This window comes from Niallia yueguangensis, assembly GCF_052663115.1.
On sequence record NZ_JBQTCX010000027.1, the window covers coordinates 42665 to 60712 of the forward strand.

An 18048-nucleotide genomic window follows, 5' to 3' on the forward strand; every position below is an offset into this window, starting at 1 on the left:
CAATAAGGAGGTGCCAATATGAAACTTCATGAATTAAAACCTGCAGAAGGTGCAAGACAAGAACGCAAACGCAAAGGACGCGGTATCGGTTCAGGTAACGGTAAAACTGCTGGTAAAGGTCATAAAGGTCAAAACGCTCGTTCAGGCGGTGGTGTAAGACCTGGATTTGAAGGTGGTCAAACTCCTTTATTCCGTCGTTTACCTAAACGTGGTTTTACAAACATCAACCGCAAAGAATATGCAATTGTTAATCTTGATGTACTAAATCGTTTTGAAGATGGAGCAGAAGTTACTCCAGAACTTCTTATCGAAACAGGTATTGTAAGTAATGAAAAAGCAGGAATCAAAATTCTTGCTAAAGGCAAAGTTGAGAAAAAGCTTACAGTAAAAGCACATAAATTCTCCTCTGCTGCAAAAGAAGCTATTGAAGCTGCAGGCGGTCAAACTGAGGTGATTTAATGTTTCAGACAATCTCCAATTTTATGCGCGTGGGTGAAATAAGACGTAAAATCATATTCACCCTATTAATGTTGATTATTTTCCGTATCGGTACATTTATACCTGTACCGTACGTAAATGCTGATTTCTTACAAGCGCAAGATACATTCAGCGCCTTTGGTGTTTTGAATACTTTTGGCGGGGGAGCGTTAAAGAACTTTTCGATACTTGCAATGGGAATTATGCCATATATCACCGCTTCCATTATTGTGAGTTTATTACAGATGGATGTCGTTCCAAAGTTTACTGAATGGTCTAAACAAGGGGAAGTAGGACGACGTAAATTAACTCAATTTACACGTTACTTTACTATTGTGTTAGGGTTCATTCAAGCCTTTGGGATGTCGTATGGTTTTAATAACCTTGCAGGGGGCTCCTTGATTACCAATCCTGGATTTGGAACCTATTTTGTAATTGCTGTTGTATTAACGGCTGGTACTGCCTTTTTAATGTGGTTAGGTGAACTAATTACATCTAATGGGGTAGGAAACGGTATTTCGATTATCATCTTTGCCGGAATTGCTTCTGGAATACCATCGATTGCCAACCAGATTTATGCACAGAAGTTTGAAAATACGGGTGATCAACTTTTCATGAACATCGCAACAATACTATTAATTTTAGTTGCAATTGTTGCAATTGTTGTTGGAGTTATCTTCATACAACAGGCTCTTAGAAAAATACCTATTCAATATGCTAAAAGAATGGTTAATGGAAATAATACGAGCGGTGGTCAATCAACACATTTACCGTTGAAAGTGAACTCAGCTGGTGTTATTCCTGTTATTTTTGCTGTATCATTTTTGGTAACACCAAGAACGGTCGCAGGATTCTTTGAGCAAAACGATGTTACAAATTGGATCATAAGAGTATTTGATTATTCTCATCCAGTTGGAATGACATTATATACAGTTTTAATTCTTGCCTTTACCTACTTTTATGCATTTATTCAAGTAAATCCAGAACAACTGGCAGAAAACTTGAAGAAGCAAGGTGGATATATTCCAGGTATTAGACCAGGTAAAAACACGCAAGAGTATTTAACACGTGTTCTATACCGTTTAACATTAGTTGGTGCGCTATTTTTAGCTGCGATTGCGATTCTACCTGTAGTTTTCATCAAAATTGCTCATTTACCAGAATCGGCTCAAATTGGTGGAACAAGTATCCTAATCGTAGTTGGGGTTGCTTTAGAAACAATGAAGCAATTAGAGTCACAACTTGTTAAACGTCACTATAAAGGGTTTATTAAATAGCATAATTTAGGGGACATATGTCCCTTGAATTATATGTTAAAGACTTTAGGGGGAATACGCATGAATTTAGTCTTAATGGGACTCCCTGGCGCAGGTAAAGGTACACAAGCTGAGAAGATTGTCGAAAAGTATGGCATCCCTCATATCTCAACTGGTGATATGTTTCGTGCTGCAATGAAAGATGAAACAGAGCTTGGGCTAAAGGCAAAATCTTTTATGGATAAAGGCGAATTAGTACCAGATGAAGTTACAATTGGTATTGTTCGTGAAAGACTTAGCAAGGATGATTGCAAGAAGGGTTTTCTTCTTGATGGTTTTCCTCGTACTGTTCCGCAAGCAGATGCTTTAGAAGGTATTTTGGTTGATTTAGAAAAGAAACTTGATTACGTGATAAACGTTCAAGTTGATCAAGAAATATTAATGGAACGTTTAACAGGCCGCCGCATTTGTAAAAGTTGTGGAGCTACTTATCACTTAGTGTTTAATCCACCAGCTAAGTTGGATGTTTGTGACCGTTGTGGTGGCGAATTATATCAACGTGCTGATGATAATGAAGCAACTGTTAAAAATCGTTTAGAGGTTAATATTAAACAATCACAACCATTACTTGATTTTTATGAATCAAAAGGCTATCTACGCAATATTGATGGTCAACAAGATATACAAAAAGTATTCTTAGATCTTGATGAACTGCTAAGTAATTTAAAATAAGCACTTTTTCCATACTTTTGCTTAGACTAATCTGAATCTAGCATGGACTTAAATCAGAGTTAACAATAGAAGAATTGGGATGAAATGGCTAAGGAGTTTATTCCTAAACATGATGCATTTCCTTTTTTCAAAAGGTATAATAATTTTTATGGTTATATCTGTAACAAAAAAAGTATAATCATGTTTTAGACATGTTTATCTTCGTTAAAAGATTAATCAATTTAGATAATTGGTGCAGAGTATTTTGGATTTCATGGTAACTCCGCTTGATTTGCTTTTTTATCTAGTAGTGAAGAAGGTAACTATTATTCTTTCTATTATGGACATAAGGTATTGTACTAGGTGTGCGTTATCGAAAACTCTTTTCCATTTTAGATGCGGAATCTAAGTGACTTTTCAAGTAAAAGAGAGTATGTGTTTATAAAAATAGGGATAGACTCTAGAAGAATATTTTTTCTTAAACAGTTCATTTCTATCTGCACATCAAGATTCGATACGATCATACATTAGCTAATGTTAGAGTACTGTTTTTAAAGCATCTAACAAAAGCCTGTGGTTTGGTGGTTGCAAAGGTTAAAATTAGTTTGATGTTCGTAAACTTCTACAAATTTATTGTAATTATTGCGGACGAGATGCTTCATTGTATGTTATAATTATTTGGTTGCAGTCAACTGATAATGTAGTATATTATATGAACAGTTCAGACTAGTTTGATGTACACCGATCGTGTTACAAACGAAAAGTTACACTTTACTATAGTAAGTTAAAGGTGATTTCGTATTTTACAATGAAGGGAGACAAATTCGATGGCTAAAGACGATGTAATCGAAATTGAAGGCACAATAACTGAAACTTTGCCGAACGCCATGTTTAAAGTAGAATTAGAAAATGGTCATACTGTATTGGCTCACGTTTCTGGTAAAATCCGCATGCATTTTATTCGTATTTTACCTGGTGATAAAGTAACGGTTGAGTTATCTCCATATGACTTAACTCGCGGAAGAATCACTTACCGCTTTAAATAATCTGATTGCACTCCGTACTATCAAGGAGGTTAGGATAATGAAAGTTAGACCATCAGTAAAACCAATCTGCGAAAAATGTAAAGTTATCCGCAGACGTGGGAAAGTTATGGTTATCTGTGAAAACCCTAAACATAAACAAAAACAAGGTTAATAACAAGGAGGTGCGCATATAGATGGCACGTATTGCTGGTGTGGATATTCCACGTGAAAAGCGTGTAGTAATATCGTTAACATACATTTATGGTATTGGAAAAAATACTGCACAAAAAGTATTAGCAGAAGCAGGTGTTTCTGAAGATACTCGTGTACGTGATTTAACGGAAGATGAGTTAAACAAAATCCGTGATATCATTGATAAATTAAAAGTTGAAGGTGACCTTCGTCGAGAAATCTCTCTTAACATCAAACGTTTAATGGAGATTGGATGTTATCGTGGTCTTCGTCACCGCCGTGGTTTACCGGTTCGTGGACAAAATACGAAGAACAACGCTCGTACACGCAAAGGTCCTCGTAAGACTGTAGCTAACAAGAAAAAATAATCGGTAAAGGAGGTACTATAAATGGCACGTAAAACTAATACACGTAAACGTCGTGTTAAAAAGAATATAGAAGCAGGTATTGCTCACATTCGTTCAACATTCAATAATACAATCGTTACAATTACTGACGTTCATGGAAATGCGCTTTCTTGGTCAAGTGCAGGGGCTCTTGGATTTAGAGGTTCTCGTAAATCTACTCCATTTGCTGCTCAAATGGCTGCAGAAACAGCTGCAAAAACATCTATGGAACATGGTATGAAAACTCTAGAAGTAACAGTAAAAGGACCAGGTGCTGGTCGTGAAGCTGCTATCCGTGCACTTCAAGCTGCAGGTCTAGAAGTTACTGCAATCAGAGACGTAACTCCAGTTCCTCATAATGGCTGCCGACCACCTAAACGTCGCCGAGTTTAATTTTTCTGTATAAATTTTATATCCTTGTCTATAATGGGATATGAATAAAAATTTTAAAACCCGTACAGAAAATTTATTCCAGTTGTTGTGCACAAACGGGAACGTAAACATGGGGAATTTCGGTTACACCTATAACCGGGGTTTCGACGTTTTGAAGGAGGGTATATTTTGATGATCGAAATAGAAAAACCAAAAATCGAAACGGTTGAGATCAACGATGAGGCCAAATACGGAAAATTCGTCGTAGAGCCACTTGAGCGTGGATATGGTACTACTTTGGGTAACTCCTTACGTCGTATTCTATTATCCTCACTCCCTGGTGCCGCTATCACATCCATTCAAATTGATGGGGTACTTCATGAGTTCTCAACAATTGAAGGCGTCGTAGAAGATGTAACATCTATCATATTAAACATCAAAAAACTAGCACTGAAAATCTACTCTGATGATGAAAAAACATTAGAGATTGATATTCAAGGTGAAGGTGTCGTTACAGCAGCAGAGATTACACACGATAGTGATGTTGAGATTTTAAATCCAAATCTTCATATCGCAACATTAGGTTCAAATGGAAATCTTCGTATGCGTTTAACTGCTAAACGTGGACGCGGATATACTCCAGCTGAGCAAAATAAGCGTGAAGATCAACCTATTGGCGTAATTCCTATTGACTCTATCTATACACCTGTATCTAGAGTATCTTATCAAGTTGAGAATACTCGTGTTGGTCAATTGACTAATTATGATAAATTAACTTTTGACGTTTGGACTGACGGTAGTACAGGTCCTCAAGATGCTATTGCACTTGGTGCAAAGATTTTAACAGAGCATTTAAATATCTTCGTTGGTTTAACAGACGAAGCACAAAATGCAGAGATTATGGTAGAAAAAGAAGAAGATCAAAAAGAAAAAGTTCTTGAGATGACGATTGAAGAATTAGATCTATCTGTTCGCTCTTATAACTGTTTAAAACGTGCTGGTATTAATACGGTACAAGAACTTGCTAATAAGACAGAAGAAGATATGATGAAAGTTCGAAATCTTGGTAGAAAATCTCTTGAAGAAGTTAAGCATAAGTTAGAAGAACTTGGCTTAGGTTTAAGAAAAGATGACTGATTAGTTTATCTATCACTAGCTAAAAGCTAAGAAGGAATTTCAACAAAAGGAGGGAATCTCACATGGGTTACAGAAAGTTAGGACGCACTAGCGCACAGCGTAAAGCTATGTTACGTGACTTAACAACAGACTTAATCATCAATGAGCGAATTGAAACAACTGAAGCTCGTGCAAAGGAACTTCGTTCTGTTGTGGAAAAAATGATTACACTTGGTAAACGTGGAGATCTTCATGCACGTCGTCAAGCTGCAGCATATGTACGTCATGAAGTAGCTAACGCTGAAACAAACCAAGATGCAGTACAAAAACTATTTAGTGATGTTGCTGCACGTTATAGTGAACGCCAAGGCGGTTACACTCGTATCATGAAAATGGGACCTCGTCGTGGAGACGGTGCACCAATGGTAATTATCGAGTTAGTTTAATAAACCACTTACAAGACAACAAGGGTGCGGGACAGTTTATATGAATGAAACTTGTTCAAGTACCCTTTTGCTTTAAAAGGAATTTAAGTGTTTATTAATAGATACTAACAAGCCACTAAAAGAGTGTTACGATGAGCGTTAAGGTAATTGAATAGTATTTTGTTAATGACTCGTCTAGCTCATGCACCTCGTTTATAATGGTTATAAACAGAGGTGCGGGCTTTTTTCATGTTACAGATAAGACAGTAATGGGTGCTAAGAAAAGGTATACCATAAGATTTATATCGAAATAGCCATATAGAAAAGAAACCTGTTGAAGCAGGGAATGGAAAGATTATAAATTGATAATCTTATGTTAAACCAATTCAAAGCTCGCCCAATTGGCGAGTTTCTTTTTTTATGGATGAATGTCTAGCTTTGACGTACAGGATATACTATTGCCGATATCGCCACAGAATCGCAGGATGCAAGTCAATCGACGTTGCCATAGGACCTTGCGCTTTTCTAGTAAATGGGAGGGAATGTATGAACCAAAAAGTGTTGGTAGCTGTAGATAATGTATCTTTCCGTTATGAAGAACAATCAGATAAGGCTTTGGATGGTGTTTCCTTTCAAGTAAAAGAAGGAGAATGGATAGCAATTGTTGGTCATAATGGGTCAGGGAAGTCCACTCTTGCAAAGTTATTAAACGGTTTGTATTTTCCAAATGAAGGATCTATCAAACTGCATGATATGGTGATTACTGAAGATACAGTATGGGAAGCACGCAAAAAGATTGGTATGGTCTTTCAAAACCCTGATAATCAGTTTGTAGGTACAACTGTAAAGGATGATGTGGCTTTTGGTTTAGAAAACAATGCAGTCCCAAGAGAAGAAATGGTCCAAAGAGTGAAGCGTTCTTTAGAAAAAGTAAAGATGTTATCTTTTCTTGATCAAGAGCCACATCATCTATCTGGGGGACAGAAACAAAGGGTAGCCATTGCAGGGGTTATTGCTTTACAACCAGCTGTTATTGTTTTAGATGAAGCAACTTCCATGCTTGATCCTCAAGGGAGAGAAGAAGTCTTACAACTGATAAAAGAATTGCGAGAACAAAAAAAGATGACCATTATCTCTATTACCCATGACTTAGAAGAAGCAGCCAAAGCAGATCGAATCATTATCATGAATAAAGGGAAAGTGTACCGAGAAGGAACACCAGAACAAATTTTTCAATTAGATAAAGAATTGGTCTCTATTGGTTTAGATATTCCGTTCTCCGTTAAATTAAGCAGTGAGCTTTATCATAAAGGAATTTTGCTTGAAAAAATATTTTTGACAGAAGAAGAGTTGGTGACAGAATTATGGACATCTCACTTCAAAAAGTAGATTATCGATATCAAGAAAATACTCCATTTGAACGATTGGCGATTCAAGATGTGAATATAAACATACCTAAAGGTGTTTATATGGCCATTATTGGTCATACTGGTTCTGGAAAGTCAACTGTACTCCAACATTTAAACGCGTTATTAATCCCTTCAAGGGGAAAAGTAGTGATTGGTGACAGAGTGTTGGAAGCAGGAAAGAAGCATAAACAGCTCCGTAGTATTCGTAAAAAAGTTGGCATTGTGTTTCAATTTCCTGAACAGCAGTTATTTGAGGAAACGGTGGAAAAAGACATTTGCTTTGGACCGCTCAATTTTGGCATAAAGGAAAATGAGGCTAAGCTAAGAGCAAAAAAAGCGTTGGCAGAGGTCGGGCTCTCGGAAGATTTTCTGCAAAGATCCCCTTTTGATTTGTCTGGTGGCCAAATGAGAAGAGTCGCGATTGCAGGTGTATTAGCAATGGAACCAGATGTGCTTGTATTGGATGAACCAACAGCAGGGTTGGATCCACGGGGCAGAAAAGAAATCATGGATATGTTTTATACACTTCATCAAAAGCGAAATTTATCTACCATATTAGTGACGCATAGTATGGAAGATGCTGCATTATATGCGGATGAAATTGTGATTATGAATAAAGGCAAAGTATATCAAAACGGAACTCCTGAAGAGATTTTTTCTTTAACAGATGAGTTATTGGAAATAGGACTAGATGTTCCGGAAGTAGTAAGATTTCAGCGGAAAATAGAAGATAAGTTTGGGATGAAGATGAAGAAAGTACATTTAAATATGGAGAGTTTTATGACCGAGTTCATTTCTTATTTAAAAAGGGGAGAAAAAGGCTTATGATGGGAAAGATGTTAATTGGCCGTTTTGTTCCGATGGACTCTACTTTACATCGAATGGATCCCCGTTCCAAGCTATTGTTAATTTTTTTCTTTATTTGTGTTGTCTTTTTAGCAAATAATTATTGGACATATATCACGTTAATTGCTTATGTGCTATTGATGGTTCTTTTATCAAAAGTGCCGATAAAATTTATTTATAATGGCTTAAAACCAGTTTTATGGCTTATTATTTTCACCTTAGTACTCCATCTCTTTTTTACAAGAGAAGGGGATTTAGTATTTCAATATGGTTGGATAAAGATATATGAGGAAGGAATGAGAATGGGAGTTCTTATTTCAATACGATTCTTTTTGCTTATTATTATGACCTCTCTTCTCACTTTGACGACAACACCGATTGAGCTGACAGATGCGATAGAAACATTATTAGGACCGTTAAAGAAGTTTAAATTTCCTGTACATGAACTAGCCTTAATGATGTCTATTTCGCTGCGTTTTATTCCGACATTAATGGATGAGACAGAAAAAATAATGAAGGCGCAAATTGCCAGAGGAGTAGAGTTCTCAAGCGGTCCAATAAAAAATCGTATAAAAGCAATTGTTCCTTTATTAATTCCTTTATTCGTCAACTCCTTTAAGCGGGCAGAAGAGCTGGCGATCGCAATGGAAGCGAGAGGATATCAAGGCGGAGAAGGAAGAACAAAATATCGTCAGTTAATCTGGAAACCAGTAGATACGGTAATGCTTATAATATTACTGATGATGACATGTATCCTTCTATTACTAAGATCATAATGGAGAAAAAGATGCAAAGATATAAATGTACAATTAGCTACGATGGTTCCGCTTATTGCGGGTTTCAAATTCAGCCAAAGGATCGTACGGTGCAGGGTGAAATAGAGCGGGCCTTAAAAAAGCTGCATAAAGGTACAGAAGTGAAGATACAAGCTTCTGGACGAACAGATGCTGGTGTTCATGCAAAAGGACAAGTTATTCATTTTGATTCTGTATTAAACATTCCAATCGGAAAATGGGAATTGGCGCTGAATACTTTGCTGCCGCATGATATTGTTGTTTCCACTGTAGAAGCAGCCAGCAATGATTTTCATGCACGATATGATGTGAAAGGCAAAGAGTATCGCTATTTTATTCACTTGGCAGAGCGGCGAGATCCTTTTAAACGCCATTATGCTTATTACTATCCGTACTCCTTAAATGTCGAGGCTATCCGAGAAGCGATGGACCATTTTATTGGTGAATATGATTTTACAAGTTTTTGCTCAGCGAAAACAGATAAAGAAGATAAAGTAAGAGAAATCACGGCAGTGAAATTAATTCAGGAAGAAGATATGCTGATATTCAGCTTTGCAGGAAATGGATTTTTGTATAATATGGTTCGGATCATGATTGGCACCCTGTTAGATGTAGGGAGAGGAAAAAAAGATCCCCAATCTATTCCCGCTATTATTGAAAAAAAAGACAGAAAAGCAGCTGGAAAAACAGCATCAGCCAATGGACTGTATTTGTGGAAAGTGTTCTATTAAAGCTGTTTTCTCAAAGTTTGTTGTTTTTTACGAAAAAAAATGGGATAAGAAGTATTCAGGCTGCGCGTTTAAAAGCAACAATCTATACGAAAACAGCCTTTATTAAAGCTTGTTTTTCTACTAAGTTAAAAAAAAGTTCATAACAACTAAACCTGGTGTAACATTTCCTTGACATATACTATTCTAGGATATATCATAATATGGTATGTATTTTAATCCCACATTAAGCCCCGGAACTTAATTGTGTGAACATATAGACGTAACAGAACTTACAAAAATTCAACTAAAAAAATTTCAAATTCAGGAGGGAAACTCATGCGTACAACGTTTATGGCTAATTCAAACACTGTTGATCGTAAATGGTACGTTATTGATGCTGAAGGCAAAACTTTAGGTCGTCTTGCTAGTGAAGTAGCATCAATACTACGTGGTAAACATAAACCAACTTTCACACCACATGTGGATACTGGTGATCATGTTATTCTTTTAAATGCTTCAAAAATCGAATTGACTGGTAAAAAATTAACTGACAAAATTTACTACCGTCATACAATGCACCCAGGTGGATTAAAAACAAGAACAGCATTAGAAATGCGCACAAACTACGCTGAAAGAATGTTAGAACTTGCTATTAAAGGCATGCTTCCAAAAAATTCTCTTGGTCGTCAAATGTTTAAAAAATTACATGTATACGCTGGTAGCGAGCATCCGCACCAAGCACAACAACCAGAAGTTTACGAACTTCGTGGATAATTAATAAAGGGAGGTAAATCAAATGGCTCAGGTTCAATATATCGGTACTGGTCGTCGTAAAAGTTCCGTTGCACGTGTACGTTTAGTACCAGGCGAAGGTAAAATCATTATCAATGGTCGTGAAATCGAAACTTATATCCCGTTTGCAGCTTTACGTGAAGTTGTTAAACAACCATTAGTAGCTACTGAAACAACTGGAAGCTACGATATTCTAGTAAATGTTAACGGTGGAGGTTATACTGGTCAAGCTGGCGCTATCCGTCATGGTATCGCTCGTGCTTTACTTCAAGCAGATCCTGAATACCGTCCAACATTAAAACGTGCTGGATTATTAACTCGTGACGCTCGTATGAAAGAACGTAAAAAATACGGTCTTAAAGGCGCTCGTCGTGCACCTCAGTTCTCAAAACGTTAATTTTATACGTTTCAGAAGGCTCTTTTCACTTATGTGGAAGGGGTCTTTTTTTATGCAAAATTTTCATTATAGAAAGTATAAAATAAGCTGAATGTTCGGGATATTGTTGCTGATAATATAAAGTTATTTTATCATTTTAAGAACAGGACAAAGGTGTTTTTCTTTTTATATGTAAACTTTCAAGACTCTTGAACCATTTGGTTTGGGGTCTTTTTTTGAAATAAATCAAAAAATGGAAACTTAATAACTAACCCATCCGTAGTAGTAATCATAAAGTAAGGAGTGAGAATGTTTATGTATTCAACCATCCCAGTGCCAACTAAAAGAATAGCTGCTGATGCGATAAAAGTTTGGCGTGTAACAGAATTTATTACAACTATTGTGATTCTGCTTGTCCTAGGTGTTTTATATTATTTAGGTGTTTATTTTTCATGGGAAAATTGGATTGGCTGGATTATTATAGCCCTTATTATTTTAACGATTTTATCTTCTATTTGGGGTATCCTTGTAGAACCAGCCTTAAAACAAAAATATTGGCGGTATGATGTTAGCGAGGAGTTTATTCAGTTAAAGTCAGGTGTTTGGAATGAAAAACATCAATTGATTCCTATGACAAAGGTACAATCCGTTGAATTAAATCAAGGTCCGTTTTTGAGAAAGTATCAATTATATTCCATTAGTATTGGAACTATGGGATCTTCTCATGAAATACCTGCCGTTTCAAAAGAAGAAGCTTATCAATTGAGAGATCAAATAGCCTATTATGCGAAGATTAAGGAAGTGGAGTAATGGAAGGGAGAACAAAAAGATTACATCCACTGAAAATGCTGTTAGACGTTTTTCGTTTAATTAAAAATAATGTTGTCTTTGCTATCATCCTTTTTGTCCTTAACTTTGGGACAGAGAAACTATATATGAAAGTATTGCAAATAGTGTTTCTAATAGCTATCGTTTGGAGTCTTATTTCCATCGTCATAAAATGGACAAAATATCGATATACGATAATAGAAAGATCGATTCATCTTTCATCCGGTTTATTTACTAAATCCTACCGAACGATATCACTAAATAAAATTCAAAACATGCAAAGGCATACTTCCGTTTTGCATAAAATATTTGGAATAACATCCTTAACTTTTGAAACTGGCGAATCTGGTGATCAAAGTTCCATCTCCTTTTCTGCCATCTCTAAAAAGGAAGCCGAATGGTTGGAGCATAGTATAAACGAAAAACATACTTTATTAAAAGAGGAACAGACTGGAGATAATCATAACAATATAAGTAAGGTTAGTCACTTTAAAGCAACAAGAAAGGAAGTCATAAAGGCATCGTTTACGTCTTTGAGTTTTCTTGCCCTTATACCACTGCTGGTTTCTATCTATAAGAATGTGGATGATTTTTTTAACTTAGATGGTATGACAGCGGAAATATGGAAGACCACTTTACATCATTGGTGGTTATTTGGGCTTATTTTCATCGTATTGACGATAGCTGCTATAGCATTTGGCATTGTTTCAACTTTTTGGAAATATGGGAATTATGAAATCTTATCCGATCAGGGAGAAATTTATATAAAAAAAGGGGTAGTAGAAGAGATTTCTTTTTCCATTCAAAAAGAAAAAGTCCAAGCAATAGAAATAATCCAGTCACCTGTAAAAAGATTGTTTAAGCTAGCAGAAGTGAAACTAATAAGTACAGGAGATACGGGAGAAGAAGAGTTGAAAACCAATTCTTTATATCCCTTTTTACCGATAAATAAAGCTTATGAGATGATACATCAACTATTGCCAGAATACAAAGTAGAACAATCAATGGAAAAGCTCTCGAAAAAGGCTTTTCTTGCACGTATGTTAGAGCCGAGTTTTATTTGGATATTTGGGACTGCAGCTGTTTTTTACTTTAAGCCTTCATTATGGTATGTATCAATCCTTTTATTCTGCATCATCTACGCACTTCGGGTATTTGATTATCGTAATAGCAGATATCTTATCCATAATGAATTTGTGCAAATGAAATCGGGCAGCTTAAAGACATCTTTGTTTATCACAAAACGGAGTAAAGTGATGGAGATTGAAGTGAAACGGACGAAATGGCAGAAAAAATTTGGTCTTGCTACCATTAAAATGATAAATCGTTCCAAACCATTAGTACATACAAAAATGATGGATGTTCCATTAGAAAAAGCAGATGTATTTTACATTTGGTATACAAAGAGAATTTTGGAAATAGAAATGAAATAAGATCTTCCAAAATTAGCAACATCCTTATTAATTGGTTATCGAAAGTAATATCCAGATAGTATTGCTCCTTAAGTTTAGTTAAAAACTAATTTTAAGGGGTGAGAAATAAAGTGACAGTTATAACAACCTTTGATACGAAAAAAAGACAAAAACAAATGAAATACGAAAGATCTGTATTAAGGGAGATTTCGATAAAAGACTTAAAAGAAAGAGTAGCCCGTTATTTTGGGTCTTCTCATTTAACGTCAAGTATGATCATGGATACAGGAATTGAAGAGGCATGCTATGATGTAGCGATTGAAGCATTTCTGCTGGGTGCAAATTTTAGTAAATTCAGCGAATACGGAGAAACTTTGGAATCGATTAAAAATAGATGTTTTGATGAAGATAAGCACTTAAAGGATACGCTGTTTCATTTTCTTCTATATTGGGGAAGTGAAGAAAGCAGCAAAGATGAATCCTTGCTCTACTTATGTGAACAATTTGTTGATGAATGGTGGAACGAAGGATTTGAAAAAGCAAAAAAGAGACGAAAACTAAGACTTCATTAAAGGTAGTTCCACCCGAAGTTTGTCAAAATGGTTTTGTAGTTCTAAGTTCTAAACGATCCCCTTGTCCCATATAGTAAAAGTAAGGACGGGCAGGGGGGATTGACTAGAACAGTGAATAAAAAATTAAAGATAAGCATATTTACAATCGGATTAATACTCCTGTTTTTTATTTTACAATATGATTTTTCAAATAATGATTCATGGGATGCGTGGAACCTGCCGTTAACTGGAAAGGTTATTGTGATCGATCCAGGACATGGAGGCCCTGATGGCGGAGCAGGAGATAACGATGTGTTAGAGAAAGATATTGCTTTAAAAGTATCACTTAAAATTAGGGATTATTTGCAAGAGCAAGGAGCGCTCGTCATTATGACAAGAGAAGAAGATAAGGACTTGGCGGGTGAGAATATAAAAGGTTATCGCAATCGAAAAGTAGAAGATTTAAAAGAAAGATTAAAGATCATAAATGACTCAGATGCTGATTTCTTTTTAAGTGTGCACTTAAATGCTATTCCTTCCTCTAAGTGGAGTGGTGCACAAACGTTTTATGCTCCCCAAATAAAAGAAAACGAAGCAGCGGCAAAGTTTATCCAAGACGAATTGATCGAAAATTTGGAAAATACAACAAGAAGAGCAAAACCGCTTGGCAGCGTTTATATATTAAAACATGCAAACAAACCAGGTGCCTTAGTTGAAATTGGCTTTTTATCCAATCCTACAGAAAAATTAAATTTAATGAAAGACGATTATCAAAACAAGGTAGCTGCATCTGTATATAAAGGAATTAACCGTTATTTTACCGACGAAGAGCCAATAGAATATAAAGACTAAAGGGAGAGGAATGCTCTCTTTTTTTAGTTATATATTCACGGGAAATAATTCATATTTGTGAAAAGATAATCTCTAAATTCATATATGTTATACTATTATAAAGGCTGTTTTCTCAAAGTTTGTTGTTTTTTACGTAAAAAAAATGAGAGAAGAAGTACTTAGCAGACTGAATACACGTAGACTCCTGTGGGAACACGAGAAAGACGAGACCCCACAGGAGCGAATGCGACGAGGAGGCTCGACGCTCGCCCACGGAAAGCGAAGTGTATTCGGGCTGCGAGTTTAAAAGCAACAATCTATACGAAAACAGCCATTATAAAAAAGGGGGATTGTCATGCTAACAAAAGATGAAATAGAAAATCTATTAGAACGAATGATAGATCCTTTTTTACATAAAACATTATTGGAGTTAAATTCCATTAAAGATATAAAATGGAATGAAGAAAAAAGGCATGCAAGTATAAAAGTAGCTGTTGCCAAATTAGGTTCGCCTGCTCAGGTTGAATTACAAGAACATATTGTTTCTACCTTAAAAGAAAACGGGATAGAAAGTGTCGGGTTGAGATTTACAGAACTTTCAAAAAGTTTAGTGGAAGAAATACTTAGTACAGAGGAAAAAAAGACGAAAAAGACGCCTGTCTACCTTGCGATTGCAAGTGGAAAAGGCGGGGTCGGAAAATCGACTATATCTGTAAATATTGCGGTATCCCTTGCTAGGTTAGGGAAAAAAGTAGGTATTCTAGATGCCGATATTTACGGTTTTAGTATTCCTGATATGATGGGGATTTCCACACGTCCGGAAGTTCAAGAGGAAAAAATTATTCCTGTCGAACGATTTGGCGTAAAAGTAATGTCAATGGGCTTTTTTGTAGAAGATAATTCTCCGGTTATTTGGAGAGGGCCGATGCTTGGTAAAATGCTAGCTAATTTTTTAGGGGAAGTGAAGTGGGGAGAATTAGATTATCTCATTTTAGATTTGCCGCCGGGTACTGGGGATGTTGCATTAGATGTGCATTCGATGCTTCCTTCTAGTAAAGAAATTATTGTGACGACACCACATCCTACAGCTGCTTTTGTTGCAGCAAGGGCAGGAACAATGGCAATAAAAACAGACCATGCAATAATAGGAGTAATTGAAAATATGTCCTATTTTGAAAGTAAAACAACTGGCGAAAAGGAATATGTGTTTGGAAAAGGAGGAGGAAACAAGTTAGCAGAAGATTTAAATGTTCCTCTATTAGGACAATTACCTTTAGCGCAGCCAGATTTGAATGTAGATGATTTCGCTCCATCAGTATATAAGGAAGACCACTTATTAGGTCGGAAATATACAGAAATAGCTGAAAAAATAATTGCAGCATTAGAATAGGGGATTAAGGAGAACTAGTCTTGTTAGGCTAGTTCTCAGCCTGAAAAGCTTTTTTAAAATTTACTAGTTCCTGTTTTTTCATTTGAAGAGGCTTCTTTCGCTGCTTTATCCAATAAATCCTGAAATCTCTTTTTAAATTCCGGTGTATCCATTGTTTCTTTTAATACATTTTCAACATGCTTTCTATACTCGGTGCTTTTTAAAATTTTTTTCACTTCTGACTCTAGTTCTGGATCTTGCAGCAGCTCGATCATCATCTTTCTATATTCTGGATCTTTCATTAAGTTTTTTATTAACTTTTTATTCTCTTCTTCCATGCTTTTAGCCATCGTTTCGGCGAATTTAGGGTCTTTAAAATTTTCTTTCCAAAAATCTGCCGCTTTTTTAGACACTAATGTTTTTTCAATTGTTTGGTTAATGGACTCTTCGTTCATAATTAAATTTTGTTTAACTTCTTCATCCCCAATCACATCCCGAATCGCTTTTTTACCATCATCCGTTTTTAATATATCCACAATCATTTTCTTTGTTTGATCATAATCCATTTGTTGAGGAGAAGTTTCGCCATCCGTACATCCACTTAATATTCCTATAGATAAAAGCAAGACGATAACACTTTTTTTCAGCATCGTTTTCTGCCCCTTTCATAAAATAGCTCCTATTAAGTAGAATGTTGCTTTTTTTTAATATTATTCCTCCTTAAACGAAAACAACATGCAAAAAATTAGCATCGTTCTCTAATTTTTTGCATGTTGGTTAAAAAATTATTTTAATTAATCTCTTTTGATTTTGATTGAGCATTGGAAAGCATCTCAGAAACGGAAACAAATTTTAAATGTTTATCTTTTAACTTCTCAATTATTTGAGGGAGAGCTTTAGCTGTTTGTTTGGCAGAATCTGAAGCGTGTAGCAAAATAATATCTCCTTTTTTTGCTGGTGAAATTTTTTTCATAATGGTAGCTATACCTGGATTTGTCCAATCTTTTGAATCAATGCTCCAATGTACAAGTGTATAATTGTATTGATGTGTAACGTATAATGCTTCTTGATTAAAGTGTCCAGTTGGGGCTCTTACAAGGGAAATATCCTTTATGTTTAATTTATCAAATGCTGTTTTAGCTTTTGAAAGGTCTTGGGTGATTTTTTCTTTTTTTAGTTCGGAATAATCTACATAATTATAACCAAGAATGCCAATTTCATGACCTTCCTTTATCATTCTATTTACTGTATCTGGATGCTGTTCTGCCCATGAACCGGCAAGGAAAAAAGTAGCCGTGACCTTTTCTTTTTTTAAAATATCAAGAATAGGTTCTGCTTTTTTATCACCCCAGCTAATATTAAAGGTAAGTGCAATCCCTTTTTCCCCTTTATAAACAGCTTTTGGACCATTCGATGAAGAAAAAACAGGTATATGTACGATATTTTCCATATACAAAAACCAAGCAGTAAAAAAAGAAACAACAATGATTAATGTTAATTGTTTTAAAGACTTTCCGTTAAGCACATAAAATTTATTCATTTATTTCTCACCCCGCTCCATTTACTCCTCGTCCCATTTTATGAAGTTCAAGGAAAGAAAATGACAAAAAGATTTCATAATACTTGGGATTATGGCAATAATACAGAGACCTAATATTTAAATCTATACGAAAACAGCCTAAATTTAAATGAATAGAATCTTACATATTATTGGCATCTAGGAGGAACAGTCGTGTTAGGGTTAATATTAAATCAACAAGAAGTAAAAGAAATAGAGTATTTAATTAAAAGAGAGTTAGATGAAATATTATTTGATCTGAATGATGAAAGAATCGATAATAATGTAAAAAATGCAATGATGGAAAGGTATCAGGAGCTATTTTCTTTATTTAAAAGGGTGGCTTCTCCAAAAGAATGTTTGCAGTATCTTATAAGAAATAAAAAATATGTAGAAAAAAAGTGAAATAATATGTTGACTTATGTTTCTTTGCTTGGTATATTAATAAGCGTCACTTCGACGGGAAATAAAAAGTTAATAAAAAATAATAAAAAAATATTGACTTACTTAAAACGATGTGATAAATTAATAAAGTCGCTTCTGAAGCGAATGAAAAATTGCTCTTTGAAAACTGAACAAACAAAACGTCAACAATAAACGTTTATAACCCTT

The 18048-nt window shown here is 35.4% G+C and carries 23 protein-coding genes; 21 read left to right on the plus strand and 2 right to left on the minus strand.

The window, feature by feature from the left end; all coding sequences use genetic code 11:
- The first annotated feature begins 18 nt into the window (after positions 1–18).
- The 20 genes from rplO (at position 19) to salA (ending at position 15899) form a co-directional block, all read left to right on the plus strand.
- Positions 19–459, plus strand: coding sequence for a 50S ribosomal protein L15 (gene rplO / locus ACTYA4_RS19360; protein WP_443483180.1), 441 nt, complete (start codon positions 19–21; stop codon positions 457–459).
- On the plus strand, positions 459–1754 hold the full coding sequence (gene secY, locus ACTYA4_RS19365; protein ID WP_443483181.1) for a preprotein translocase subunit SecY: 1296 nt from the start codon (positions 459–461) through the stop codon (positions 1752–1754). Before rplO ends, secY begins: the two co-directional genes overlap by 1 nt.
- Positions 1755–1814: 60 nt before the next feature.
- A complete protein-coding gene (locus ACTYA4_RS19370; protein WP_443483182.1) occupies positions 1815–2465 on the plus strand; it encodes an adenylate kinase in 651 nt (216 codons plus the stop codon).
- Between the two features lie 806 nt (positions 2466–3271).
- Positions 3272–3490, plus strand: coding sequence for a translation initiation factor IF-1 (gene infA / locus ACTYA4_RS19375; RefSeq protein WP_016204578.1), 219 nt, complete (start codon positions 3272–3274; stop codon positions 3488–3490).
- A 37-nt stretch (positions 3491–3527) separates the two neighbouring features.
- Positions 3528–3641, plus strand: a complete 114-nt coding sequence (rpmJ, locus tag ACTYA4_RS19380; RefSeq protein ID WP_000868344.1) for a 50S ribosomal protein L36 — start codon at positions 3528–3530, stop codon at positions 3639–3641.
- 22 nt (positions 3642–3663) lie between these two features.
- The gene (gene rpsM, locus ACTYA4_RS19385; protein WP_026565543.1) at positions 3664–4029 is read left to right on the plus strand and encodes a 30S ribosomal protein S13; all 366 of its coding nucleotides are present in this window, start codon (positions 3664–3666) and stop codon (positions 4027–4029) included.
- Positions 4030–4050: 21 nt separating this feature from the next.
- A complete protein-coding gene (gene rpsK / locus ACTYA4_RS19390; RefSeq protein WP_101176333.1) occupies positions 4051–4440 on the plus strand; it encodes a 30S ribosomal protein S11 in 390 nt (129 codons plus the stop codon).
- A 171-nt stretch (positions 4441–4611) separates the two neighbouring features.
- Positions 4612–5556: a DNA-directed RNA polymerase subunit alpha gene (locus ACTYA4_RS19395; protein ID WP_443483198.1), complete on the plus strand. Its 945-nt coding sequence runs from the start codon at positions 4612–4614 to the stop codon at positions 5554–5556.
- Between the two features lie 62 nt (positions 5557–5618).
- Positions 5619–5981, plus strand: coding sequence for a 50S ribosomal protein L17 (gene rplQ, locus ACTYA4_RS19400; RefSeq protein WP_443483183.1), 363 nt, complete (start codon positions 5619–5621; stop codon positions 5979–5981).
- A 525-nt stretch (positions 5982–6506) separates the two neighbouring features.
- Positions 6507–7349, plus strand: a complete 843-nt coding sequence (locus tag ACTYA4_RS19405; RefSeq protein WP_443483184.1) for an energy-coupling factor ABC transporter ATP-binding protein — start codon at positions 6507–6509, stop codon at positions 7347–7349.
- Entirely contained in the window at positions 7325–8197 is an 873-nt protein-coding gene (locus ACTYA4_RS19410) for an energy-coupling factor ABC transporter ATP-binding protein (RefSeq protein WP_443483185.1), read from the plus strand. Before ACTYA4_RS19405 ends, ACTYA4_RS19410 begins: the two co-directional genes overlap by 25 nt.
- Positions 8194–8991 carry an energy-coupling factor transporter transmembrane component T family protein gene (locus ACTYA4_RS19415; RefSeq protein WP_443483186.1) on the plus strand — a complete coding sequence of 266 codons (798 nt, stop codon included), beginning with the start codon at positions 8194–8196 and terminating at the stop codon, positions 8989–8991. Before ACTYA4_RS19410 ends, ACTYA4_RS19415 begins: the two co-directional genes overlap by 4 nt.
- 11 nt (positions 8992–9002) lie before the next feature.
- Positions 9003–9740 (plus strand): tRNA pseudouridine(38-40) synthase TruA, encoded by a 738-nt coding sequence (gene truA, locus ACTYA4_RS19420; RefSeq protein WP_443483187.1) that lies wholly within the window; start codon positions 9003–9005, stop codon positions 9738–9740.
- A 315-nt stretch (positions 9741–10055) separates the two neighbouring features.
- Entirely contained in the window at positions 10056–10493 is a 438-nt protein-coding gene (gene rplM, locus ACTYA4_RS19425) for a 50S ribosomal protein L13 (protein WP_443483188.1), read from the plus strand.
- A 22-nt stretch (positions 10494–10515) separates the two neighbouring features.
- Positions 10516–10908, plus strand: a complete 393-nt coding sequence (gene rpsI / locus ACTYA4_RS19430; protein WP_443483189.1) for a 30S ribosomal protein S9 — start codon at positions 10516–10518, stop codon at positions 10906–10908.
- Positions 10909–11202: 294 nt separating this feature from the next.
- Positions 11203–11697, plus strand: a complete 495-nt coding sequence (locus ACTYA4_RS19435; protein ID WP_443483190.1) for a PH domain-containing protein — start codon at positions 11203–11205, stop codon at positions 11695–11697.
- A complete protein-coding gene (locus tag ACTYA4_RS19440) occupies positions 11697–13148 on the plus strand; it encodes a PH domain-containing protein (protein WP_443483191.1) in 1452 nt (483 codons plus the stop codon). Before ACTYA4_RS19435 ends, ACTYA4_RS19440 begins: the two co-directional genes overlap by 1 nt.
- A 110-nt stretch (positions 13149–13258) precedes the next feature.
- Positions 13259–13699, plus strand: a complete 441-nt coding sequence (locus ACTYA4_RS19445) for a DUF2521 family protein (RefSeq protein WP_443483192.1) — start codon at positions 13259–13261, stop codon at positions 13697–13699.
- Between the two features lie 111 nt (positions 13700–13810).
- On the plus strand, positions 13811–14530 hold the full coding sequence (cwlD, locus tag ACTYA4_RS19450; protein ID WP_443483193.1) for an N-acetylmuramoyl-L-alanine amidase CwlD: 720 nt from the start codon (positions 13811–13813) through the stop codon (positions 14528–14530).
- Between the two features lie 334 nt (positions 14531–14864).
- Entirely contained in the window at positions 14865–15899 is a 1035-nt protein-coding gene (gene salA, locus ACTYA4_RS19455; protein WP_443483194.1) for an iron-sulfur carrier protein/transcriptional regulator SalA, read from the plus strand.
- A gap of 53 nt (positions 15900–15952) precedes the next feature.
- On the opposite strand, the gene gerD is transcribed toward salA, so the two are convergent.
- Positions 15953–16528 carry a spore germination lipoprotein GerD gene (gene gerD, locus ACTYA4_RS19460; RefSeq protein WP_443483195.1) on the minus strand — a complete coding sequence of 192 codons (576 nt, stop codon included), beginning with the start codon at positions 16526–16528 and terminating at the stop codon, positions 15953–15955.
- A gap of 140 nt (positions 16529–16668) precedes the next feature.
- Positions 16669–17418: a polysaccharide deacetylase family sporulation protein PdaB gene (pdaB, locus tag ACTYA4_RS19465; protein WP_443483196.1), complete on the minus strand. Its 750-nt coding sequence runs from the start codon at positions 17416–17418 to the stop codon at positions 16669–16671.
- A gap of 192 nt (positions 17419–17610) precedes the next feature.
- Here pdaB and ACTYA4_RS19470 point away from each other — a divergent pair, with 192 nt between their 5' ends.
- On the plus strand, positions 17611–17841 hold the full coding sequence (locus ACTYA4_RS19470) for a hypothetical protein (RefSeq protein WP_443483197.1): 231 nt from the start codon (positions 17611–17613) through the stop codon (positions 17839–17841).
- Positions 17842–18048: the final 207 nt, after the last annotated feature.